At 73.3% G+C, this 20,370-nt stretch carries 21 protein-coding genes and 2 tRNA genes; 9 read left to right on the forward strand and 14 right to left on the reverse strand.

The annotated features are described in order from the left end of the window. Positions 1 to 49 precede the first annotated feature (49 nt). The 3 genes from ACZ4U4_RS17815 to ACZ4U4_RS17825 form a co-directional block, all read right to left on the reverse strand. On the reverse strand, positions 50 to 1,159 hold the full coding sequence (locus ACZ4U4_RS17815; RefSeq protein WP_467874819.1) for an LLM class flavin-dependent oxidoreductase: 1,110 nt from the start codon (positions 1,157 to 1,159) through the stop codon (positions 50 to 52). Positions 1,160 to 1,344: 185 nt separating this feature from the next. Beyond that, positions 1,345 to 2,076 carry a maleate cis-trans isomerase family protein gene (locus ACZ4U4_RS17820; protein WP_467874822.1) on the reverse strand — a complete coding sequence of 244 codons (732 nt, stop codon included), beginning with the start codon at positions 2,074 to 2,076 and terminating at the stop codon, positions 1,345 to 1,347. Positions 2,077 to 2,192: 116 nt separating this feature from the next. Continuing rightward, complete coding sequence (locus ACZ4U4_RS17825; RefSeq protein WP_467874825.1) at positions 2,193 to 3,158, reverse strand: maleate cis-trans isomerase family protein; 966 nt, start codon at positions 3,156 to 3,158, stop codon at positions 2,193 to 2,195. Positions 3,159 to 3,441: 283 nt separating this feature from the next. Between ACZ4U4_RS17825 and ACZ4U4_RS17830 the strand changes: the two genes are divergently transcribed. Further along, complete coding sequence (locus tag ACZ4U4_RS17830) at positions 3,442 to 4,425, forward strand: D-2-hydroxyacid dehydrogenase (RefSeq protein ID WP_467874827.1); 984 nt, start codon at positions 3,442 to 3,444, stop codon at positions 4,423 to 4,425. A 100-nt stretch (positions 4,426 to 4,525) separates the two neighbouring features. After that, positions 4,526 to 5,938, forward strand: coding sequence for an amidase (locus ACZ4U4_RS17835; protein ID WP_467874830.1), 1,413 nt, complete (start codon positions 4,526 to 4,528; stop codon positions 5,936 to 5,938). Between the two features lie 71 nt (positions 5,939 to 6,009). Here the strand turns inward: ACZ4U4_RS17835 and ACZ4U4_RS17840 are convergent, their stop codons facing one another. Continuing rightward, entirely contained in the window at positions 6,010 to 6,510 is a 501-nt protein-coding gene (locus tag ACZ4U4_RS17840) for a DUF3830 family protein (protein ID WP_467874833.1), read from the reverse strand. Between the two features lie 428 nt (positions 6,511 to 6,938). Between ACZ4U4_RS17840 and ehuB the strand changes: the two genes are divergently transcribed. The 6 genes from ehuB to ACZ4U4_RS17870 all read left to right on the forward strand — a co-directional run bounded on the left by ehuB (position 6,939) and on the right by ACZ4U4_RS17870 (position 11,182). Next, positions 6,939 to 7,823, forward strand: coding sequence for an ectoine/hydroxyectoine ABC transporter substrate-binding protein EhuB (gene ehuB, locus ACZ4U4_RS17845; RefSeq protein WP_467874835.1), 885 nt, complete (start codon positions 6,939 to 6,941; stop codon positions 7,821 to 7,823). Beyond that, complete coding sequence (gene ehuC / locus ACZ4U4_RS17850) at positions 7,820 to 8,548, forward strand: ectoine/hydroxyectoine ABC transporter permease subunit EhuC (protein ID WP_467874838.1); 729 nt, start codon at positions 7,820 to 7,822, stop codon at positions 8,546 to 8,548. The genes ehuB and ehuC overlap by 4 nt, the downstream gene beginning before the upstream one ends. Beyond that, positions 8,545 to 9,198: an ectoine/hydroxyectoine ABC transporter permease subunit EhuD gene (gene ehuD / locus ACZ4U4_RS17855; protein WP_467874841.1), complete on the forward strand. Its 654-nt coding sequence runs from the start codon at positions 8,545 to 8,547 to the stop codon at positions 9,196 to 9,198. Before ehuC ends, ehuD begins: the two co-directional genes overlap by 4 nt. Beyond that, positions 9,188 to 9,994 (forward strand): ectoine/hydroxyectoine ABC transporter ATP-binding protein EhuA, encoded by an 807-nt coding sequence (gene ehuA, locus ACZ4U4_RS17860; protein ID WP_467874844.1) that lies wholly within the window; start codon positions 9,188 to 9,190, stop codon positions 9,992 to 9,994. Before ehuD ends, ehuA begins: the two co-directional genes overlap by 11 nt. Before the next feature lie 271 nt (positions 9,995 to 10,265). After that, positions 10,266 to 11,024: an IclR family transcriptional regulator gene (locus tag ACZ4U4_RS17865; RefSeq protein ID WP_391644009.1), complete on the forward strand. Its 759-nt coding sequence runs from the start codon at positions 10,266 to 10,268 to the stop codon at positions 11,022 to 11,024. Positions 11,025 to 11,108: 84 nt separating this feature from the next. Then, positions 11,109 to 11,182, forward strand: a tRNA-Lys gene (locus tag ACZ4U4_RS17870). Positions 11,183 to 11,523: 341 nt separating this feature from the next. Here ACZ4U4_RS17870 and ACZ4U4_RS17875 read toward each other — a convergent pair. The 3 genes from ACZ4U4_RS17875 to ACZ4U4_RS17885 form a co-directional block, all read right to left on the reverse strand. Then, positions 11,524 to 12,117: a lytic polysaccharide monooxygenase auxiliary activity family 9 protein gene (locus tag ACZ4U4_RS17875; RefSeq protein WP_467874848.1), complete on the reverse strand. Its 594-nt coding sequence runs from the start codon at positions 12,115 to 12,117 to the stop codon at positions 11,524 to 11,526. Between the two features lie 380 nt (positions 12,118 to 12,497). After that, positions 12,498 to 13,712, reverse strand: a complete 1,215-nt coding sequence (locus ACZ4U4_RS17880) for a hypothetical protein (RefSeq protein ID WP_467874850.1) — start codon at positions 13,710 to 13,712, stop codon at positions 12,498 to 12,500. Positions 13,713 to 13,746: 34 nt separating this feature from the next. Beyond that, positions 13,747 to 14,166, reverse strand: coding sequence for an SsgA family sporulation/cell division regulator (locus tag ACZ4U4_RS17885; RefSeq protein WP_467874853.1), 420 nt, complete (start codon positions 14,164 to 14,166; stop codon positions 13,747 to 13,749). Positions 14,167 to 14,741: 575 nt separating this feature from the next. Between ACZ4U4_RS17885 and ACZ4U4_RS17890 the strand changes: the two genes are divergently transcribed. Next, positions 14,742 to 14,815 (forward strand) — tRNA-Lys (locus ACZ4U4_RS17890). Between the two features lie 80 nt (positions 14,816 to 14,895). Here ACZ4U4_RS17890 and ACZ4U4_RS17895 read toward each other — a convergent pair. The 7 genes from ACZ4U4_RS17895 to ACZ4U4_RS17925 form a co-directional block, all read right to left on the reverse strand. Continuing rightward, positions 14,896 to 15,207: a hypothetical protein gene (locus tag ACZ4U4_RS17895; RefSeq protein WP_467874855.1), complete on the reverse strand. Its 312-nt coding sequence runs from the start codon at positions 15,205 to 15,207 to the stop codon at positions 14,896 to 14,898. Beyond that, positions 15,197 to 15,448, reverse strand: coding sequence for a hypothetical protein (locus tag ACZ4U4_RS17900; protein ID WP_467874858.1), 252 nt, complete (start codon positions 15,446 to 15,448; stop codon positions 15,197 to 15,199). The genes ACZ4U4_RS17895 and ACZ4U4_RS17900 overlap by 11 nt, the downstream gene beginning before the upstream one ends. Positions 15,449 to 15,560: 112 nt before the next feature. After that, on the reverse strand, positions 15,561 to 16,340 hold the full coding sequence (locus tag ACZ4U4_RS17905; protein ID WP_467874861.1) for an HAD-IIA family hydrolase: 780 nt from the start codon (positions 16,338 to 16,340) through the stop codon (positions 15,561 to 15,563). A gap of 124 nt (positions 16,341 to 16,464) precedes the next feature. Continuing rightward, entirely contained in the window at positions 16,465 to 17,529 is a 1,065-nt protein-coding gene (locus ACZ4U4_RS17910) for a 2-aminoethylphosphonate ABC transporter substrate-binding protein (RefSeq protein WP_467874863.1), read from the reverse strand. Positions 17,530 to 17,562: 33 nt separating this feature from the next. Beyond that, positions 17,563 to 18,360 (reverse strand): ABC transporter permease, encoded by a 798-nt coding sequence (locus ACZ4U4_RS17915; RefSeq protein ID WP_467874865.1) that lies wholly within the window; start codon positions 18,358 to 18,360, stop codon positions 17,563 to 17,565. Continuing rightward, a complete protein-coding gene (locus tag ACZ4U4_RS17920) occupies positions 18,347 to 19,282 on the reverse strand; it encodes a 2-aminoethylphosphonate ABC transporter permease subunit (protein WP_467874868.1) in 936 nt (311 codons plus the stop codon). Before ACZ4U4_RS17920 ends, ACZ4U4_RS17915 begins: the two co-directional genes overlap by 14 nt. Beyond that, positions 19,275 to 20,369 (reverse strand): ABC transporter ATP-binding protein, encoded by a 1,095-nt coding sequence (locus ACZ4U4_RS17925; protein WP_467874871.1) that lies wholly within the window; start codon positions 20,367 to 20,369, stop codon positions 19,275 to 19,277. Before ACZ4U4_RS17925 ends, ACZ4U4_RS17920 begins: the two co-directional genes overlap by 8 nt. Between the last annotated feature and the right edge of the window lies 1 nt (position 20,370).

Raw genomic sequence — 20,370 nt, forward strand, 5'->3', positions numbered from 1 at the left:
CGCGGCCCCGCACCGGCTGTGTGCGGGGCCGCGGGGCTGCGGCTCCGGCTCAGCCGCGCGGCAGTCCGTACGCGTCGGCGATCAGCTCGTAGGAGCGCAGCCGGGTGGCGCCGCCGTGGGCGTTGGCGGTGAGCATCAGCTCGTCGGCGCCGGTGCGTTCGACCAAGGCGTCGAGGCCCTGGCGGACGGCGTCGGGGGTGCCGTGGACGATGTTGGCGAGCCAGCCGTCGACGAAATCGCGCTCGTGGGAGTTGTACGGATGGGCGGCGGCCTCCTCGGGGCTCGGCACCAGGCCGGGGGTGCCGGTGCGCAGCCGGAGCATGGAGAGCGCGCCGGTCATCACCTGGCGGCGGGCCTCCCGCTCGTCCTCGGCGGCGAGCGCGGCGACGCCGATCAGGGCGTACGGCTCGGCGAGCACCTCGGAGGGGCGGAAGGACGCGCGGTAGAGGTCGAGGGCGGGCACGGTGTTGGCGGCCGAGAAGTGGTGGGCGAAGGCGAACGGCAGGCCCAGGGTCCCGGCCAGCCGGGCGCTGAAGCCGGAGGAGCCGAGGAGCCAGAGCGGCGGGCGGTGCGGTGACTGCACGCCACCGGGCGAGGTCGCCTGGACCGGCCCGGGGACCGCGTGGATCCGGGCGTACGGGTGGCCGTCGGGGAAAGTGCCGTCCAGGAAGCGGGTCAACTCGGACAGCTGCTGGGGGAACTCATCGGCACCCTCATGGAGCCGCTCCGTACGGCGCAGGGCCGCGGCGGTGGCGCCGTCGGTGCCCGGGGCGCGGCCGAGGCCGAGGTCGACGCGGCCGGGGGCCATCGCCTCCAGGGTGCCGAACTGCTCGGCGATGACCAGCGGTGCGTGGTTGGGCAGCATCACGCCGCCGGAGCCGAGGCGGATGCGGTCGGTGTGCGCGGCGAGATGGGCCAGGAGCACGGCCGGGGAGGACGAGGCGACGCCGGGCATGGAGTGGTGTTCGGCGACCCAGTAGCGGTGGAAGCCGCGGCGCTCGGCGATCCGGGCGAGGTCGACGGCGGTGCGGACGGCGTCCGTCGCGGAGCTGCCCGCGCCGACCGTCACGAGGTCGAGCACGGACAGCGGGACGGGCGCATCGCCCCGGGCGGTGCCGCGGATCTCGTCGGGCTGCTGCTGGTCACTGTCGCCGCTCACGGGCGGGGCCTCCTCGCTTCGCCGGTCTGCGGCCACCATAACCGGAGATGCGCTCCGGTTATTCCCGGACCCGGTTCACCCGTTCCCGTGAATCCACCCCTGGGTGACGTGGCGGTGCCCCCGGCCCGAGGGCGGCGGGGGCACCGGAAGACGTACCGGGTCCGCTCCCGGTGGGCGGCCCCGCCTCAGCCCTCCCGGTGGGCGGCGGCCGTGAAGAGCGTGCCCAGGGCGGGGTGTTCGACGGTGCGGCCCAGCAGGCGCAGGCCCTCCCAGACCGTCACCTGATTGGCGGTGAGGACCGGCTTGTCCAGCTCGTTTTCGAGGTCCTGCAGATACGCCGCGGTGTGCAGCGCGGTGTCCGGCAGCAGGACCGCCTCGGCGGCCGGGTGGTCGCCCGCCCGGGCCATCGCCAGCACCTCGTCGCGGCCCCAGGTGCCGACCTCGGCGGCGGTGACGATGCCGCTGCCCCGGGTCGCGACGACCTCGGTGCCGGACGCCTTCAGGAAGGCCCGGAACAGCTCCGCGACGTCGGTGGGGTAGGTCGCGGCGACCGCGACGCGGCGCAGCCCGAGCGCCCGGACCGCGTGCGTGAAGGCGAAGGAGGTGCTGGACGCCGGCAGCCCGGCGGCGACGGACAGCTCCCGGGCCTGCTCCTGGGCGCCCTCCCAGCCGAAGACGAAGCTGGCGCTCGTACAGGCCCAGACGACCGCCTCGGCGCCCAGGGCGCGCAGCTCGTCGACGCCGGCGGCGAGCCGCGCCGCCGACCCCATCTCCAGCAGCGCGTCCACCCGGTGGGCGTCCTCGCCGATGTCGGTGTGGACCAGCGGCAGTGCGATGCCCTCACCGAGGAGGGCGGCGAGGCGGGGGTAGTCGTCCTCGGCGGAGTGGCCGGGGTAGAGGAAGCCGACCGTGGTCATGCGGTTCTCCCTTGGGTGGGGGCTCGGGGCGGGGAACGGGGCGCCGGGGTCCGGCGCGCGGGCGGGTTCGGACGGCGCGCGGGCCGCGGTCCGCGCGCCCGGGGGCCGCTCCGGGGTCAGCGGCGGGTACCTCCCCGCCGGGCCCGCGCTTTTCGCGTGCGGCCCTCCGCGGGGTCGGCGTCCGGTGGCTCACCGGGCGGGGCCGTGCGGGCGGCGTCGGGCGGGGCGGCGTCCGGCTCCGGCGGGACCTCCGGGTCGGACTCCGGCGGCGCGTCCGGCCGGGTGCCGGGCACCTCCGGGGCGGGTGGTACGGGCGGGGCGGACGTCATCCCGGCGGGACCGGCGCGCGCCACCGGGTCGAGCAGCGCCTGGTACGACCCGACCGCCCGGACGCCGATCGCCCGCAGTGCGGCCCAGAGCGTGACCTGGTTGGCCGAGATCACCGGCATCCGCAACTCCGCCTCCAACTGCGGGATGGCGTCGTACGTCGGGAGGTTGGTGCAGCTGATGAAGAGGGCGTCGGTGCCCTCGCCCACCGCGGTGCGGGCCATCGCGACGACATCGCGGTAGGGAACCTGCCAGATGTGCCGGGTCAGGCCGAGGTAGGCACGCCCGGTGACCGTGATGCCCGCCTCGCCGAGGAACGCCTCCAGGGAGTCGGTGACCGATCGCGTGTACGGCGTGACCACGGCGACGTGCCAGGCGTCCAGCTCCCGCAGCGCCTCGATGAGCGCGCCCGAGGTGGTGAGGGAGGGGACCGCCCCCGCCTGGACCATGGCCGCCGTCATCGCCCGCTCGCCCGCGAGCCCGCCGACGAAACTTCCGGACGTACAGGCATACGCGATGACCTGCGGGGAGACCGCGCTCAGCGCCTCGACGGCGGCGCGCAGCGTTTCGTGTTCGCTGACCATACGGGCCAGGTCGAGACTGACCTCGACGGGGACGAACGGGGTACGGGTGAGGTGGAGGGACACGTCGTCCGGTACCCAGCGCCACAGCTCACGGTCGAGGGCGAAGTCGAACGGTGCGACGACGCCCACGCCGAGCTGAGGCTGAGGGCCACCGAGAAAGGAGACGTCCATGTAAGCCCCTAGGAGAACGAAGGGCAGTGGCCAAACGGTGGCCAGAGAGGAAGAGAGCAGCCGGGTACGAGCCGGGACGTCGGGACAGTGCCGTTGTTGACACGGTAGATACGACTTCTTAGCGTGGTCAATCCTCACATCTCCGACATCCCTCGGCCTCCTGTCGTACCGTCGCTCCCCCGCTCGTCCACCGGCCCGCCGCCGCTCGCCGCCGTACGCTGCCCGTGGGGCCCGTCCGCCCCGCCGCCCTCGCCCGGTACACGTCTCAGAACGGTTCTGGCCCATGTCCGAAAGCACCGGAAGCACCGAAAGCACCGTTCTCGTTCTGGGTTCCGACCCGCCGCCGAAGCTGGACCGGCTCACCGGCCGGGCCCGGCTGGTGCAGGCCGACCCGGACACGCTCGCCGACCGGCTGCGCACCGCCGATGTGCTGCTGGCCTGGGACTTCACCTCCGATGCGATCCGCGAGGCATGGCCGGTCGAGGGGCCGCGGCCCGGCTGGGTGCACACCGCGAGCGCCGGGGTGGACCGGCTGCTGTGCCCGGCGCTGGTCGCCGACGACACGCTGGTGACCAACGCCCGCGGCGTCTTCGAGCAGCCGATCGCGGAGTACGTCGCCGGGCTCGTGCTGGCCTTCGCCAAGGATTTCCACGGGAGTTGGGAGCTCCAGCGGCAGCGGCGCTGGCACCACCGCGACACCCGGCGGCTCGCCGGGACGCACGCCGTGGTGGTCGGCTCCGGCCCCATCGGCCGCGCCGTCGGCACCACCCTCAAGGCGCTCGGCGTCACCGTCGATCTGGTGGGCCGCCGGGAGCGCACCGGCGATCCGCAGTTCGGCACGGTGCGGGCGGCCGAGGCGCTGCACCCGCTGCTGGGCGGCGCCGACTGGGTCGTCTGCGCGGCGCCGCTGACCGACGCGACCCGCGGCCTGTTCGGCCCGGAGGCGTTCGCCGCGATGCGCCCCGGGTGCCACTTCGTCAACGTCGGCCGGGGTCCGCTCGTCGACGAGGGCGCGCTCGTCGCGGCGCTGCGCTCCGGGCACCTCGCGGGCGCCGCCCTCGACGTCTTCCAGCAGGAGCCGCTGCCGTCGGACAGCCCGCTGTGGGAGGCACCGGGCCTGATCGTCTCGCCGCACATGAGCGGCGACACCCTGGGCTGGCGCGAGGCGCTGGCCGAGCAGTTCGCGGACAACTTCGACCGCTGGGCGGCCGGTGAACCGCTGGAGAACGTCGTCGACAAACGGCTCGGCTACGTCCCGGTGCGCTGACCCGGGCCCGTCCGCCCCCGGCACCCGGCCCCGTCCGGGTACCCGTCGCCAACCGCCCCCGCCCCGCCACCGGGGCGGCCGCCCGACCGGAGGACGCCCCATGACCGCACCGAACCGGCTCGCCACACTCTCGGCCCGGCAGCTCACCGACGGGTACGCCGCCGGTACGTTCTCGCCCGTGGAGGCGGTCACCGCCACGCTGGAGCGGGCCGGGGCCGCGCAGGAGCGGACCAACGCGTTCGTCCTGATCGACGCCGAGGGGGCCATCGCCGGGGCCCGCGCCGCCGAGGAGCGCTGGCGCGCCGGGTGCCCGGCCGGACCCGTCGACGGCGTCCCCGTGACCGTCAAGGACCTGCTGCTCACCCGGGGCCTGCCGACCCTGCGGGGCTCGCTGACGCTCTCCCCGGACGGCACGTCGTGGGACGAGGACGCGCCGTCGGTGGCCCGGCTGCGGGAGGCGGGCGCGGTCTTCCTCGGCAAGACCGCCACCCCCGAGTTCGGCTGGAAGGGCGTCACCGACAGCCCGCGCAACGGCGTGACGGGCAATCCGTACGACCCGGCGCGCACCTGCGGCGGCTCCAGCGGCGGCAGCGCGGCGGCGCTCGCGCTGGGCGCCGGGCCGCTGAGCCTGGGCACCGACGGCGGCGGCTCGGTCCGTATCCCCGCGTCGTTCTGCGGCGTCTTCGCACTGAAGGGGACGTACGGGCGGGTGCCGCTGTACCCGGCGAGCCCGTTCGGGACGCTCTCGCACGTCGGACCGATGACGCGGGACGCGGCGGACGCGGCGCTGATGCTGGACGTGATCAGCGCGCCCGATCCGCGCGACTGGTCGCACCTGGGGCCGGCCACCGGCTCCTTCCAGGCGGCCCTGGCGGAGCCGGTGGCCGGGCTGCGGGTGGCGTACAGCCCGTCGCTCGGCTGGGACGTGCCGGTCGCGCCGGACGTGGCGGCGGCGGTGCGCTCGGCGGTGGGGACGCTGGAGTCGCTGGGCGCGCACGTCGAGGAGGCCGATCCGCCGATCGCGGACCCGGTGGAGGCGTTCCATGCGCTGTGGTTCAGCGGGGCGGCGCGGGTGGTGGAGCATCTGGACCCGGCCGGGCGGGAGCTGCTGGACCCGGGGCTCGCGGAGATCTGCGCCCTCGGCGCCCGGTACGGCGCGCTGGACTACCTCGCCGCCGTCGACACCCGGATGGCGCTCGGCACCGCGATGGGCCGCTTCCACACCACGTACGACCTGCTGGTGACGCCGACGGAGCCGATCACGGCGTTCGCGGCGGGCGCCGAGGTGCCGCCCGGCTCCGGGCTGGAGCGCTGGACGGGGTGGACGCCGTTCACCTACCCGTTCAACATGACGCAGCAGCCCGCCGCGACGGTCCCCTGCGGCATGGACCGCGACGGGCTGCCGATCGGCGTGCAGCTGATCGCAGCCCGCCACGAGGACGCGCTGGTGCTGCGCGCGGCGCATGCGCTGTACGAGGCGGGGGTGGCGAAGATCCCGGCGGCCTGGGGGTGAGGGCGCGGGGCGCGCGGACCGCTCCCGCACGCCCCGCGCCCCGGCCCGCGCGCCCGCTCCGCGCCGCCCGTCTACGCCCGGCGGAAGCTCAGGCTCTCCCCCACCGCACCGGCCCGCCACAGGTCCTGGCAGGCGTCGGCCATCCGGTCGAGACCCTCGACGACGGTGCCCCAGACGATGCCCGGGATCCAGCCCGCGTCACCGTTGATGAGCAGGTTGTTCCGTTCGTAGAAGAGCGCGAGATCGACGACGGTGGGCCCGCCGTGGGCCTCGGACCCGGCGGCGTAGCCGTACGAGGAGGTGCCCAACTCGGTGCCGCTGAAGGTGAAGTAGCACAGGTCACCGGGGATCGGGGTGATCGTGGGGTTCTCCAGCGGGGGTTCCTGCGCGGCGAACGGCGCGAGGAGCGTGTAGATCTCGTTGCGTGCGTACTTGGCGTGGTACGCGTCGCCGCCCAGCGGCAGCGCGTCCCAGACGGCGGCGCAAGTGAGCGGCGCGCGGTCGTCGAGCAGCCGGGCGGTGCAGTGGACGCCGCGCTTGTCCAGCGAGACGTCGAGGTAACGGTCGGCCATGGGGGCCTCCTTCGGTCCGTGAGATACCGGGCGCGGTCCGCAGGGCGGCGCGGGGTGCTCGCCGCGCGGGCCTCGCGGATGCGCCCTGCGGCAGGCCCTACCGCCTGCCTATCGGCACCGCCGCCCGGAATCCGGGAGGGCGGCGCCGGGCGAATCGGTGAATTCCGTCCGGCCCGCGGAAAACCCCGCCGACCGGCCCGACGGCGTACCGGCCCACACCGCCGCACACGACCGTCAATCGCCCATGCGGTTCCCGATACGGCTTATCCGGCACTCTTCACCGTAGGCGGTGATAAGGGAATTACGCTACGTACGAGGGGCACTTCCCTCAGGGGCTGGAAACGATCGGCATACGTTCGAACAGTTCGGGTAGCCGCGCGCCCATGGCGCCACCACAGGGGAAAGATTCAGGCATCAGTGTCAGAGGAATGAGCCGCCGCTCGCTGTTGACAGGAGCGGCGGCTTTCGGTGCGGCAGGCGCGTTGACGGCGGCGACCGGGTGCGCCCGGGTCGATGTCACCGGCGCCACGGACGGGGGGCATCTCCTCGATGATCTGCGGGAGCGCGGCACGGTACGGATGGGGATCGCCGGCGAGGCGCCCTACGCGTACATCGACAGGAACGGCGAGCTGACGGGCGAGGCACCCGCCGTCGCCCGTACCGTCTTCAAGAAACTGGGTGTCCGGAATTTCGAGCCGGTACCGGTCGAATTCGGCGCCCTGGTCCCGGGACTGCATTCCTTCCAGTTCGACGTGATCGTCGCCGGAATGTTCATCAACAAGGCCCGTTGCCAGGCCGTCCTCTTCTCCGATCCGGATTACGAGTCGAAGGACGGATTTCTCGTCCCTAAGGGGAATCCGAAGAAAATTCACTCCTATCGGGACATCGCCCGCGGCGGGTTCCGGATGGGCACCGGCGTCGGCTACGCGGAGCTGGACTACGCGGTCGGCAACGGCGTGCACAAGAGCACCGTCCAGACCTACGGCGACACGATCGCCGGGATGGAGGCGCTGGAGGCGGGGCGCATCGACTGCTTCGCGGGCACCGCGCTCGCGATGATCGAGGCGCTGAAGACCGGCCGCCACCCGCGGGTGGAGATGACGGAACCGTTCACCCCGGAGGTGGCCGGCGTCCCGCAGCGCGACGGCGGCGGCTACGGGTTCCGGATCGGTGAGACACGGCTGCGCGACGCATTCAACCGCGAGCTGCACGCGATGAAGCGGAGCGGTGAACTCCTGCGCCTGGTACGGCCGTTCGGATTCACCGAGGACTTCATGACCGATCTCACGACGAAGGAGCTGTGCAAACGGTGACCGGAGCACTGTGGGAACTCTTCTTCAAAGGCGTGTGGATCACCGTCCAGTTGATGGTCTACAGCGCCGCGTTGGCCGCCGTGGTCGCGTTCGGCATCGGCATCGCCCGCACCTCCCGGCTGCGCGTGGTGCGCTTCCTGTCCGGTGCCTACGTGGAGATCTTCCGCGGCACCTCGGCGCTGGTCCTGATGTTCTGGCTGTTCTTCGCCCTGCCGCTGCTCGGCTGGCAGCTGGCCGGAGTATGGGCCGGCACCCTCGCCCTCGGCCTGTCCTACGGCGCGTACGGCTCCGAGGTGGTGCGCGGCGCACTGGCCGCGGTGGCGCCCGCCCAGCGGGAGGCGGCCGTCGCGCTGAGCTTCACGCCCTGGCAGCGGATGCGGAAGGTCCTGCTCCCGCAGGCGTTCCCCGAGATGATGCCGCCCTTCACCAACCTGCTGGTCGAACTGCTCAAGGGCACCGCCCTGGCGTCGCTGCTCTCCATCGGCGAGCTGACCTTCGAGGCGAAGCTCGCCCGGCTCTCCACCGGTGAGAGCGCCCAGGTCTACGGGATCATCCTCGTCCTCTACTTCGTCATCGCGTTCGCGGTGACCCGGATCATGCGGCTGGTGGAGCGGCGGGCCAAGGCGTCCGTCGGGAAGGCCCCGGAGTCCTCCGGCGGCCTGTTCTCCCGCACCCCCGCCGCCGTGGGCACCGCCGCACCGGCCGCCGGAGGTGGCAAGCCGTGAACACCTGGTCATGGGGGTACGTCGGCGACATCCTGCCCGACCTGCTCAAGGGGCTCGGCGTCACCGTCGAGGCGACGCTGCTGGGGTCGCTGGTCTCGTTCGCACTGGGCCTGGTCTGGGCGCTCGCACTGCGGTCGCCGAGCCGCTGGGTGACATGGCCGGTCGGCGCGGTCGTCGAGTTCGTCCGCAACACCCCGCTGCTGGTGCAGCTCTTCTTCCTCTTCTTCGTGCTGCCGAGCTGGGGGCTCACCTTCTCCCCGCTGGTCACCGGCGTCATCGGGCTCGGGCTGCACTACTCGACGTACACCGCCGAGGTCTACCGCGCCGGGATCGACGGGGTCCCCGCCGGACAGTGGGAGGCGGCGCTCGCGCTGAACCTGCCGCGCCGGCGCACCTGGACCGCGGTGATCCTGCCGCAGGCGCTGCGCCGGGTGGTCCCCGCGCTCGGCAACTACGTCATCGCGATGTTCAAGGACACACCGATGCTGGCCGCCATCACCGTGGGCGACATGCTCTTCCAGGCGAACACCATCGGCGCGACCACCTTCGACTACATGGAGCCGATCACCGTCGTCGGCGCCTTGTTCATCGTGATCTCGTACCCGACCTCCCTCCTCCTGCGAGCCCTGGAGCGCCGCCTTGTCCGCTGACACCCACCTCCCGAAGGACGCCGCCGCCGGCGGCACCGAGCTGATCCGCTTCGACCGCGTCACCAAGCGGTTCGGGGCCCACACCGTCCTGGACGCGCTGGACTTCACGGTCTCGGCGGGCAAGCACGTCACGCTGATCGGCCCGTCCGGCTCCGGCAAGACGACGATCCTGCGGCTGCTGATGACGCTGCTGAAGCCGGACGAGGGCACCATCAAGGTCGGCGACACGTATCTCACCCACGAGGAGAAGGGCGGGCGGCTGATACCCGCGGGTGAGAAGCACCTCCGCGAGGTCCGCAAGAACATCGGCATGGTGTTCCAGCAGTTCAACCTCTTCCCCAACATGAAGGTGCTGCGCAACATCACCGAGGCGCCGGTGCACGTGCTGGGGCTGGGCAAGGACGAGGCGGAGGAGCGGGCCCGCGGGCTGCTCGACCTGGTGGGGCTGACCGCGCACCTCGACAAGTACCCGACGCAGCTCTCCGGCGGTCAGCAGCAGCGGGTGGCCATCGCCCGCGCACTGGCGATGCGGCCGCAGGTGCTGCTGCTGGACGAGGTCACCTCGGCGCTCGACCCGGAGCTGGTGGCCGGAGTCCTCGACGTCCTCCGGGACATCGCCCACACCACGGACATCACCATGCTCTGCGTGACCCACGAGATGTCCTTCGCACGGGACATCTCCGATGACGTGCTGATGTTCGACGCGGGCCGGGTCATCGAGTCCGGTCCGCCGGAGAAGATCTTCACCGACCCCGAGCACGAGCGGACCCGGGAGTTCCTCGGCGCGGTGCTGTGACCGCGATCGTGCCCGCTCAGCGGAGCCCGGCCCCGTCCCGGCGGCCGGGCTCCGCACCGTCCGGGCCCGCCGCACGCCTGTGACCATGGCATATGCCATGCCACCGGAACGCACGTGCGGGTCACCCGCGGAGCGTGGTTTTCGGTCAAGCCCCTCTCCACCGGGGGTCGTTGGCGGCTATCGTGATAGGCGTCCCGCCGGCGGGACGCGCCGCTCACGCCCGACGGCGGCGGAGACGACGCAAGCGGTACCGACCTGCTAGGGGGCCACCGTGGCGCTGAAGCCCGATCCGACCGCGCCGTTCGCTTCGGTGCAGCACGCCCTGCGCGTGCTCGAAGCGGTGTCCCGGCACAGCGGCGGCGTGACCGATGTCGAGATCGCGCGCCACACCCACCTGCCCGCCACCCATCTCGCGCAGATGCTGACGATGCTGCGGCGCGAGGGGTACGTCGAGCAGCTGCCGGACGGGTCGTACGTGGTCGGCGAATCGCTCCTGCTGCTCGGCACCGGCGGCGACCGCGATCAGGCGCTCCGCGACAAGCTCCAGATCACCCTCGACGACCTGCGGGATTCGGTGGGCGCGGCGGTCTACATCAGCCGGTACATCGACGGCGAGGTCAAGATCCTGCACTACGCGGACGGTCCGCTCGCCCCCAAGGTCAACGAGTGGGCGGAGTTCCGCCGTACCGCGCACGCCAGCGCGGTCGGCAAGTGTCTGCTGGCGCAGCTGGACCACGACGGGCGCAAGGACCATCTGGCCCGGCACAAGACCGCCCGGCTCACCTCGCGGACGATCACCAACGAGAAGATCCTGCTGCACAAGCTCGACAGCCAGCCGCCGACGGTCCCGGTGCTCGACATCCAGGAGTACGCCGTGGGCACGGTCTGCGCCGCGGTGCCGATCACGGCGGGTGCGTCGGTGGGCTGCCTGGCGCTGTCGATGCCGCTGGAGAACGCCCACCGGCTGCGGCAGGCGGCCGATGCGCTGAACCGCCGGGCCACCCCGGTCCTGCTGTCGCTGGCGATCTGACCTGCGGCGGGGCACCTCGGGGCCCGGCGGACGGGGTGGTCGGGAGCACCCCTCGGAAGCAGGTAGTATTTCTTTTGTCAGCGCGCGCCGCTAGCTCAGTTGGTTAGAGCAGCTGACTCTTAATCAGCGGGTCCGGGGTTCGAGTCCCTGGCGGCGCACCTGTGAAATGGGCGTCTCCGGTTTTTCCGGAGGCGCCCATTTCGGCGTTCCGGCACCGGCGTGCGCCCCTGCACGTGCACGGTGACCAGTTCCGTCCCGGCGTACAGGGGGCGTACGGGGAGCGCGCCCGGGGTCATCCCGGGCGGACGTCCGGCTTCCGGTGGGGTGCCCGGCCCGCCACCCGTACGGGATCCCGTACGGATCGGGGACGCGCGAGCCGGGCCGGGGCCGCACGGCGGGCCGGACGGGGCGGCGGACGGACGGCCGGGGTGAACGGGCACCCGGCATCCGCCGGTGGGGACGCCTGCGTCGGCGGGCCCGCCGTACGGCGGTCACCGGGTCAGGAGAGGTCGACGTCCGAGCAGGAGTAGAAGGCGTTGCCGGTGTCGGCGATGTTCCAGACGCCCAGGATGATGTGGTGGCCCTTCTTGCCGGTGGGCACGGTGCCCTGCTGCTGCCAGGTGGCGTCCGGCTGCTTGCCGCCCATCGGGACGGTCATGAACGGCTCGGGCTCCAGGTCGGCGCGGGTGAGCGGCTTGCTCGGGTCGTAGCCGTCCTTGGTGATGAAGTACTCGAAGTCCGTGGTGGCGTGACGTGCGGTCAGCCGCCACTGGAAGGTGTAGCCCTGGCCGCCGGTGAGCTTGGTGGTGGGCCAGGCGCCGCCGCGCGGATCGTCCAGCTGGGCGAAGCCGTCCTTGCCGCCGGAGCAGATCTTCCCGTCGGCGGGGCCGGCGCCCGGGAAGCCCTTGGGGCCCTCGACGCTCTGCGGTTCGTACTGGATGGCGCCGCAGTCCTTGACGGTGCCCTTGGCGCAGAGCTGCTGGCGGCTGACGGGGGCGTCGCTGTAGCCGTGGCTGGAGGCGCTGCTGGTGGACAACAGGGAGGCGCCGACGACGCCGAGGCCGATCAGGGCGGCACTGAACCTCTTGCGCATAGTTCACTCCTGGAGAACGTGGGGAGTTCCGACGACAGGGGGAATGTGCGGTGCGGTCTAGACCAACGTGAGGCTACGAGTGGATGCTCGACATGTCCAGACCAATAACAACCGGGATTCCTGGTTCCGCGGTCCGGAGAGACCAGGCACGGCCGGAGCGGCACGGGTGCGGCAGCGGCGGGCGGCGCGGCGGGGCCCGGTGTGACCTGCGCGGTTGTCCGGGTGCGGCCGGGCTCGGCGGGCGGCCGCGGCAGGGGGCCGGGGCCGGAACCCGAAAGGCCGCCGCCCCGGGGGAATCCCGTACGGGAGTGGGGCGGGCGGCCTGGTGGGGAGGGCGTACGGCCGTGGGGGCGTCGTACGGCGCGGTGGGGCAGGGGCGGTCAGGCGGCCGCGGCGGTGAAGGCGGGGGTCGGGCCGGCGGCGGCCTGGACCAGGGCGGTGTAGGTGCGGCGCAGGGCGATCAGGGACTCCTGGGCCTCGCGGTAGACGGCGGCGTCGGGGCCGCCGCGGTGGGCGAGGGTGCGGACCGGGGCGCAGTGCCGGTCCATGGCGCTGAGCCAGGCGCGGTGCTGGGCCGGCAGATGGCGGCGGAGCAGCTGGCGGCCGCCCTCCCCCGTGCGGCGTCCGCCGATGCCGAGGACCGCGTCGGCCGCCTGGAGCACGGGCGGCTCCAGGGCGCCCTGTCCGGCGAGCGTGCCGATCACCTCGGACTGCCGGGCGGTGGCCGGGGCGTCCAGCAACTCGGCAGTCTCCTCGCAGAGTTGGGCGCGCAGGGCGTGCTGGATGCGGACCAGGCGGCGCAGCGCGGTCGGGGTGGAGGAGTCGTCGGGGGCGCGGCCGGCGAGGGTTTCGGCGAGGCGGAAGAGCCAGATGCCGTGCGCCTCCAGGCGGGTCACGGCGAGCATCAACCGGTCGAGGCGGCAGAGCGGTTCGCTCTCCGGGGCCCAGCGCACGATAGGTACGAGCTGTTCGGTGCGGGCGAGTTGGTCGATCGGCAGATGGCGGCGGGGCTTGCGCTCCGGGGCCCAGTTGTGGAGCGAGAGCGCGGGCAGCGCGACGAACTGGTCGTGGTCGATGCGGTGCGCGATGGCGGACCACAGGTCGAGGAAGCCGCCGTCGGCGCAGCGTCTTGCGGCCGGGGCCTGCGGGTCGAGCCCGGACCAGTCGCAGGCCACCGCGATCACGGCGATCCGCATCGCGGCGGCCTCGGCGTTGCGCGGGGAGAGCCGGGAGACCCGCTGGCGCAGCGCGGTCAGCTCACCGGCGCGGCCGGAGCGTTCGACCGCGGCGACGGCGTCCGCGGCGCTCGGCGCGAGCGCCGCCGTCCGCGCCAGCGCGTCCAGCAGGGTCCAGGTCCCGATCATGCTGCGGACCGGCGGCCGCTCGGGCAGGAAGCCGTGCGCCCGCGGGTCGTGGGTGCGCGCGTCACCGCGGGGGTCGGCGTCGCCGGGCGCGGTGCCGGCGGTCGCCCGCAGCTCGAGGCCCGAGCCCTGCCGGGGGACGGTCGCGGACCGGCCGGTGCGCTGCGCGGCCGGGCGGCGCCGCGCAGGGGTGGCCGTCTCCGGGGCTTCGGCGGTCGTGGTCCCGGTCGTCATCGTCGTCCTCACCGTCGTCACAGTCATCGCCGTCTCAGCACTTCCCCGCCAGGAGCCGGGCCAGGTGGGTGTCCAGCTCCAGGTACCGGTCCTCTTCGCCGGGCGGCACGATGGCCGCCGTCTGCTCCAGCCAGGCGGTCAGCTCCGGGGCCCGCACCGACAGTTCGCAGACGCTGTCGTCGCTGAACAGCTCGATGTGGACCCGGCGCCGCCCGCTCGCCGCGGTCTGCGGCCACACCCGTACGTCGCCCTCGCCCACCTCGCCGTGCACCCCGCCCAGCAGCAGTTCCCGGGCGAACACCCAGGTCGCGGCCGTCTCCCCGCGGCTGATGAAGGCGACCTCGACCTCGTACGGACGGTCGCTGCGGTAGCTGAACCGGCCCGCCACCGGCACCTCGTCGTCCGGGCCGAGCAGCAGGGACATGTCGAGGGTGCGCTTGGCTGTCGACACCATGACGATCAACCTTTCCGAGGGAGGGACGGTCCCGGCGGACCCGGGTGGGGTGCGCGTCCAATCAGACGTGAGGGGGCGTGGCGGGGTTGCACCGTGCAGGTGACGAGTGACGGAGACCATCGCGCCGGGTGGCCGGTGGCGGCCTTCCTGGCGGCCGGTCCGGAGCCGCCGGCGCGGCCCGGCGGCCGGGCCCGGTGCCGGACCGCGGCGGACCCCGCCGCCCTCATCGCGCCTGCTCGCAGCCTGCGTTGACACCCCATCACCGCTGTCGCCTCCTCCGCTCGCGCCTCGCCCCGCTCCCGTCCCAGCCTCGCAAGGGGCGCGCCGGGCCGCACCTCGAAGGTCCGGCCAATGGCGCAATGCCGCAGTTTCGATCCTCACAGACCGTGGCGGGCGGCCCACCTGCCGAAGGTCCCAAGATCACGGGACTTTGGCCCGGCCGGGGCCGCCGCACTCCGGGCCCCGCACGCCCCTGTGACGCACCTCACCGGCCCTGGAGGCATGAAAAGGCCCGGGACGGCCCCAGGTGGTCAAAGGGGCCCCGGAGGGTCGTGTAAAGTTCTTCAGGTCAGCAGGCGCCGCTAGCTCAGTTGGTTAGAGCAGCTGACTCTTAATCAGCGGGTCCGGGGTTCGAGTCCCTGGCGGCGCACAGACAGGCGAGAGGCCCCCACTTCGGTGGGGGCCTTCGTCGTATGCCCGTATCCGGTCGCTCCGCGGCGGCGTCGGGCGTCACGGCGCCACGGAGAGCGGGAGGACGCCTCCGGGGAGGAGCGCGGCGCGTGGCGCTCCGGCGGCGGGTGGCGGCGGGTCGGTGCGGGGCGCCGCCGGTCCTGGCGGGCGGCCGGCGGCGGCCATGTCGCCGGTGGCGGTGAGCTGCGCGACGGCGGCGCTGCCGGCGGCGTCGCCGCCCCAGAGCCAGAGGCCGAGCAGCAGTACCGCCCAGGCCACGCCGGTGCACCAGCGGCCGGGGCCGGGTGCGGCGCGTGGGGGCGGGTCGGCGGGGCGGGTGAGGGGCCGGACGGGGTGCAGCTCAGTGGTCATCGGTGCCGCCGCCCTGGCGCTCGCGGCGGATGCGGAGCCGGAGCCGGAGCAGTTGCCCGGCGATGATCAGTATCGCGCCGCCGGCCAGGACCAGGCCGACCGCCTGGGCACCGCTCATCTCGGCGGCGGTGCCGCTGGCGGTGGTGCGGGCCGCCGCGGCGCGGGCGGGCGGGGCCAGTGCGGCGCCGCCCGCCACATGGACCGCGAGCAGGGCACAGAGTGTGAGCAGTGGCGAGCGCATGGTGAACCTCCGCATACTCCGAAGGTCCGCCCGGATGCGGGCGCCCGCATCCGGGGCGCGGTGCCGGTGCCCCGTTCAGGTGAGCGGGGCCCGGCGGCCGGGGCCCGCTGCGTCAGATCAGGTCGACCAGGTCCGCGATGGAGTCCCTGACGTGGGTCGGCCGGTACGGGTGGCGGCCGATGTCGTCCTTGGCGGTCAGCCCGGTGAGGACGAGGAAGGTCTCCATCCCCGCCTCGAGCCCCGCGAGGATGTCCGTGTCCATCCGGTCGCCGATCATGGCGCTGGTCTCCGAGTGCGCGCCGATCGTGTTCAGGGCCGTCCGCATCATCAGGGGGTTCGGCTTGCCGATGAAGTACGGCTTCTTGCCGGTGGCCGCGGTGATCAGCGCGGCGACGGCCCCGGTGGCGGGGAGTGCCCCCTCCGCCGAGGGGCCCGTCTCGTCGGGGTTGGTGGCGATGAAGCGGGCGCCGTCGTTGATCAGCCGGACCGCCTTCGTCATGGCCTCGAACGAGTACGTGCGGGTTTCGCCGAGGATCACGAAATCCGGGTCGGTGTCCGTCAGGACGTAACCGACCTCGTGGAGGGCGGTCGTCAGGCCGGCTTCGCCGATGACGTAGGCGGAACCGCCGGGGTGCTGGTCGTCGAGGAACTTCGCGGTGGCGAGGGCGGACGTCCAGATGTTCTCCTCCGGCACGTCCAGGCCGATGCGGTTGAGGCGGGCGTGCAGGTCCCGCGCCGTGTAGATGGAGTTGTTGGTCAGGACCAGGAAGGGGCGACCGGATTCCCGCAGCTTCTTGATGAAGGCGTCCGCACCGGGGACGGGGATGCCCTCGTGCATCAGGACGCCGTCCATGTCGGTGAGCCATGACTCGATCGGCTTGCGCTCTGCCACTGCCGGACTCCTGCCGTACGTGTTGAGGGGCCGCCGACGGTGCCGGCGGGGCCTGTACGACCAGCCTACGTGCGCCGGGAGACGGGCGGGACGGGGCGGCGGGCGCCCCGTCCCGGGCGGCGGATCAGCTGCCGGTGGCCTTGCGCCAGGCGTCGAGGTGGCCGGGGAGGTTCTTGTCGATGTCCTTCCAGTCGGGCTCGAAGATGTCGACGCCCTTCATGAGGGCGGCCAGTTCGGTGGCGTGGGCGTCGGTGGCCTTGATGTCCTGGCGGGCGGCGAAGCCGCCGCCGACCGCGGAGACCTCGCGCTGGACGGGCTCGGAGAGCAGGTAGTCGAGGAACTTCTTGGCGTTCGCGGTGTGCGGGGCGTTCTTGACCAGGCCCGCGGCGTACGGCAGCGCGAAGGTGGACGGCTTGGCGCCGGGCTTGGCCGCCGGGAAGAAGATGCCCTGGTGCGGCAGGGACGTGGTGTTGGCGTAGTTCATCTGCACATCGCCGTTGGCGACGAGGAGTTCGCCCTTGTCGGTCTTGGGCGCGAGCTGGCCGGTGGAGGAGGACGGGCCGACGTTGTTGGCCTGGAGCTTGGCGAAGTACGCCATCGCCGCGTCGGTGGAGCCGAAGTCGTGGAGTGCCTTGACGAGGACGGCGGTGCCGTCACCGGCGACGCCCGGGGTGGAGTACTGGAGCTTGCCCTTGAGCTTCGGATCGAGCAGGTCCTGCCAGGTCTTCGGGGGCTTCGGCAGTTCCTCGGTGTTGTGGATGAAGCAGAAGTAGTTGTTGACGACCGAGGTCCAGCGGCCGTCCGGGTCCTTGTCACCGGCGGCGACCTGGTCGGAGCCCTTGGGGCGGTAGGTGGCGAGCAGGCCCTTGCCGTCGGCCTGCTGGATGAAGGGCGGGAGGGTGACGACGACGTCCGCCTGGGTGTGGGAGCGCTCGCGGGCGAGGCGCTGGACGGCGGCGCCGGAGCCGCTCTCGACGTAGTTGACCTTGATGCCGGTCTGCTTCTCGAAGTCCTTGAAGACCTTGTCGTAGAAGCCGTCGCCCTTCTCGCCGCGGAGCCCGTCGGCGCTGTAGACGGTGATCTCCTTGGCGTTCGGGTCGGCGGAGGTGCCGCAGGCGGTGAGCGCGGCGGGCAGGACGAGGGCGGCGGCGCAGGCGGCGAGCACGGTGCGGCGGGGGCGGGGGCGCATGGCGGATCTCCAGGAGGGGACGGTCCGGGCCGGTCAGCGGTAGGCGGCGCGGGTGCGGAGGCGGGAGACGGCGAACAGGGCGAGCAGGGTGGCGGCCATCAGGACGACGGCGAGGGCGGCGCCGGCGAAGAGGGAGCCGCGGTCGGTGGCGGCGAAGATCTGGACCGGCAGCGGCATCCAGTCGGGTGGGTAGAGCATCATCGTGGCGCTCAACTCGCCCATGGACAGGGCGATGCAGAGCCCGGCGGCGGCGCTCAGCGACGGCAGCAGCAGCGGCAGCTTGACCCGCCACAGGACATAGGCGGGGCGGGCGCCGAGACCGGCGGCGGACTGTTCGTACGCCGGGTCGAGGCGGGTGAGGGCGGCGCCGACGGACTGGTGGGCGAAGGCGGTGACCAGCACCGTGTGGGCGATGATCACGATCTGCGGGGTGCCGTTGAGGAGCAGCGGGGGCTGCGAGAAGGCGACCAGCAGGGAGAGGCCGACGACGACGGACGGGACCGCGAGGGGCAGCAGGAAGAGTCCGTCGAGGACGCGGCGGGCGCGCCGGGGCAGCCGCTGGGCGGCGAGCGCGGCCCAGGTGCCGGCGGTCAGCGCCAGCACACTGGCGGCGAGCGCGGTGGCGGCGCTGGTCAGCAGCGCGTCCAGGGAGTCGCCGTGGACCGCGTCGCGGTAGTGGGCGAGGGTGACGCCGGAGGGCAGGGCGCCGCTCCAGCCGGTGGCGAACGACGCGGCGACGATGACCAGCAGCGGCAGGGCGAAGAGCGGCAGGAAGAGCAGCAGGAAGACGGCCCACGCGGTGCGGCGGGCGGCCTTGCTATGCAGCAGCACGGCGGTGACCTCCGGCTGCGGTACGCGCCATGACGTACCGGTAGAGGGCGTACAGGGCGACGGAGAGGGCGATGTTGACGACGGCGACGACGCAGGCGCCGGTGTAGTCGCCGTCGAGGATCGCCTTGGTGTAGACGAGCACCGGCAGGGTGACGACGCCCTTGGCGCCGGTGAAGAGCACGATGCCGAACTCGTTGAGGCACATCACCAGGACCAGCGCGCCGCCCGCGGCGAGCTGCGGCAGCGCCTCCGGGAGGATCACCGTCCGCACGATCCGCGCCGGACGGGCGCCGAGGGAGGCGGCGGCCTCCAGCTGGCCGGTGTCCAGCTGGGCGAAGGCGGCGAGCAGCGGGCGCATCACGAACGGCGTGAAGTAGGTGATCTCGGCGAGCAGCACGCCCCAGGGCGTGTGCAGGAAGTCGAAGGGGCCGCTCGCCGCGCCGGTGACATCCGTCCACAGGCCGTTGGCGACGCCGACGGTGCCGTAGAGGAAGAGGAGGGCGAGGGTGATGAGGAAGGAGGGGAAGGAGAGGAAGACGTCGATGAAGCGGGCGAAGGCCCGGCCGCCGGGGAACGGCACGAACGCGATGATCAGCGCGAGGACCGAGCCGAGGACGACCGCGCCGGCGGTGGCGCCCGCCGCGATCCCCACCGTCGTCACCAGCGCGTCCCGGAACGACGCCTGGGCCAGTACCTCGGCGTACGGCGCGGTGGAGTGGCCGCCGTCCTCCGGCGAGAAGGACTGCCACACCACCAGGGCCAGGGGATAGAGGAAGACCAGCGCGAGGGCGGCGACGGGCGGCAGCGCCCAGAGCGCGGCGCCGGGGCGGCGGGCCGGACGCCTGCCGGGGGCCGGGGTGCCCGCCGTGTCGTCCGCCGGGTGCGCCGCCGTCGCGGGGCGGGTGGTGGTGGCGCTAGACATCGGTGCCTCCGGCGAGCTGCGCCGGGACGAGGACGGCGTCGCCGGGGGCGAAGTGCAGGGCGATGTCCGCGCCGATCGCCGGGGGTTCGCGCAGTTCGCGGACGTCGGCGAGGACGCGGTGGCCGGAGATCTCGGCGGTGAGGCGGTGGGTGGCGCCGCGCCACTGGATGCCGGTGAGGGTGCCGCGGAGGGTGTTGCCGTCCGCCGCGGGGACCGTGCCGACGCCGACGAGGTGCGGGCGGACGCAGAGGGTGGCGGTGGCGCCGCGGACGGCGTCGCCCGTGGGGACGGCGAGCCGCTGTCCGGCGAGGTCGACGCCGTCGTCGGCGACGGTGACCGGCAGCAGGTTGGCGGTGCCGACGAACGACGCGGTGAACGCGGTGCGCGGGCGGCGGTAGAGCTCCTGCGGGGTGCCGCAGTCCTGGAGCCGGGCGGCGTCCATCACGGCGATCCGGTCGGCCAGCGTCAGCGCCTCGACCTGGTCGTGGGTGACGTAGAGGATCGTGACGTCCGGCAGCTCGCGGTGGAGGCGGGCCAGTTCGCCCATCATGTCGGAGCGGAGGGTGGCGTCGAGGGCGGAGAGCGGTTCGTCGAGGAGGAGGACGCCGGGGCGGATGGCGAGGGCGCGGGCGAGGGCGACGCGCTGCTGCTGGCCGCCGGAGAGTTCGCGGGGGTGGCGGTCGGCGTACCCGGCCATCCCGGTCATCTCCAGCGCCTCGCGCACCCGGGGTGCGATCTCCGCGCGCGGCGCCTTCTGGGCCTTGAGTCCGAAAGCGACGTTGTCGGCGACCTTCATGTGCGGGAAGAGCGCGTAGTTCTGGACGACGGTGCCGATGCCGCGCTTGTACGGCGGCAGGTCGGTGACGTCGCGGCCGCCGATCAGGATCCGGCCGCGCTGCGGGGTGACGAAACCGCCGACGGCGCGCAGTGCGGTGGTCTTGCCGGAGCCGGAGGGCCCGAGCAGCGCCATGAACTCACCCGGCTCGACGGTCAGGTCGAGGCCGTCGAGGACGACGGTGTCGCCGTAGGCGACCCGTACGCCGTCGAAGCGGATCCCCGAGGGGGGCGCCGCCAGCGGTGCCGTCATG

The sequence above is a fragment of the Streptomyces sp. NPDC029159 genome, assembly GCF_055564055.1.

What these genes read in the sequence shown, in the direction of transcription:
- ACZ4U4_RS17895 (WP_467874855.1), bottom strand. Translation starts at nt 15,207, where the DNA reads ATGACCACTGAGCTGCACCCCGTCCGGCCCCTCACCCGCCCCGCCGAC.
- ACZ4U4_RS17820 (WP_467874822.1), bottom strand. Translation starts at nt 2,076, where the DNA reads ATGACCACGGTCGGCTTCCTCTACCCCGGCCACTCCGCCGAGGACGAC.
- ACZ4U4_RS17880 (WP_467874850.1), bottom strand. Translation starts at nt 13,712, where the DNA reads ATGACGACCGGGACCACGACCGCCGAAGCCCCGGAGACGGCCACCCCT.
- ACZ4U4_RS17900 (WP_467874858.1), bottom strand. Translation starts at nt 15,448, where the DNA reads ATGCGCTCGCCACTGCTCACACTCTGTGCCCTGCTCGCGGTCCATGTG.
- ACZ4U4_RS17885 (WP_467874853.1), bottom strand. Translation starts at nt 14,166, where the DNA reads ATGGTGTCGACAGCCAAGCGCACCCTCGACATGTCCCTGCTGCTCGGC.
- ACZ4U4_RS17875 (WP_467874848.1), bottom strand. Translation starts at nt 12,117, where the DNA reads ATGCGCAAGAGGTTCAGTGCCGCCCTGATCGGCCTCGGCGTCGTCGGC.
- ACZ4U4_RS17825 (WP_467874825.1), bottom strand. Translation starts at nt 3,158, where the DNA reads ATGGACGTCTCCTTTCTCGGTGGCCCTCAGCCTCAGCTCGGCGTGGGC.
- ACZ4U4_RS17840 (WP_467874833.1), bottom strand. Translation starts at nt 6,510, where the DNA reads ATGGCCGACCGTTACCTCGACGTCTCGCTGGACAAGCGCGGCGTCCAC.
- ACZ4U4_RS17910 (WP_467874863.1), bottom strand. Translation starts at nt 17,529, where the DNA reads ATGCGCCCCCGCCCCCGCCGCACCGTGCTCGCCGCCTGCGCCGCCGCC.
- ACZ4U4_RS17920 (WP_467874868.1), bottom strand. Translation starts at nt 19,282, where the DNA reads ATGTCTAGCGCCACCACCACCCGCCCCGCGACGGCGGCGCACCCGGCG.
- ACZ4U4_RS17835 (WP_467874830.1), top strand. Translation starts at nt 4,526, where the DNA reads ATGACCGCACCGAACCGGCTCGCCACACTCTCGGCCCGGCAGCTCACC.
- ehuB (WP_467874835.1), top strand. Translation starts at nt 6,939, where the DNA reads ATGAGCCGCCGCTCGCTGTTGACAGGAGCGGCGGCTTTCGGTGCGGCA.
- ACZ4U4_RS17830 (WP_467874827.1), top strand. Translation starts at nt 3,442, where the DNA reads ATGTCCGAAAGCACCGGAAGCACCGAAAGCACCGTTCTCGTTCTGGGT.
- ACZ4U4_RS17925 (WP_467874871.1), bottom strand. Translation starts at nt 20,369, where the DNA reads ATGACGGCACCGCTGGCGGCGCCCCCCTCGGGGATCCGCTTCGACGGC.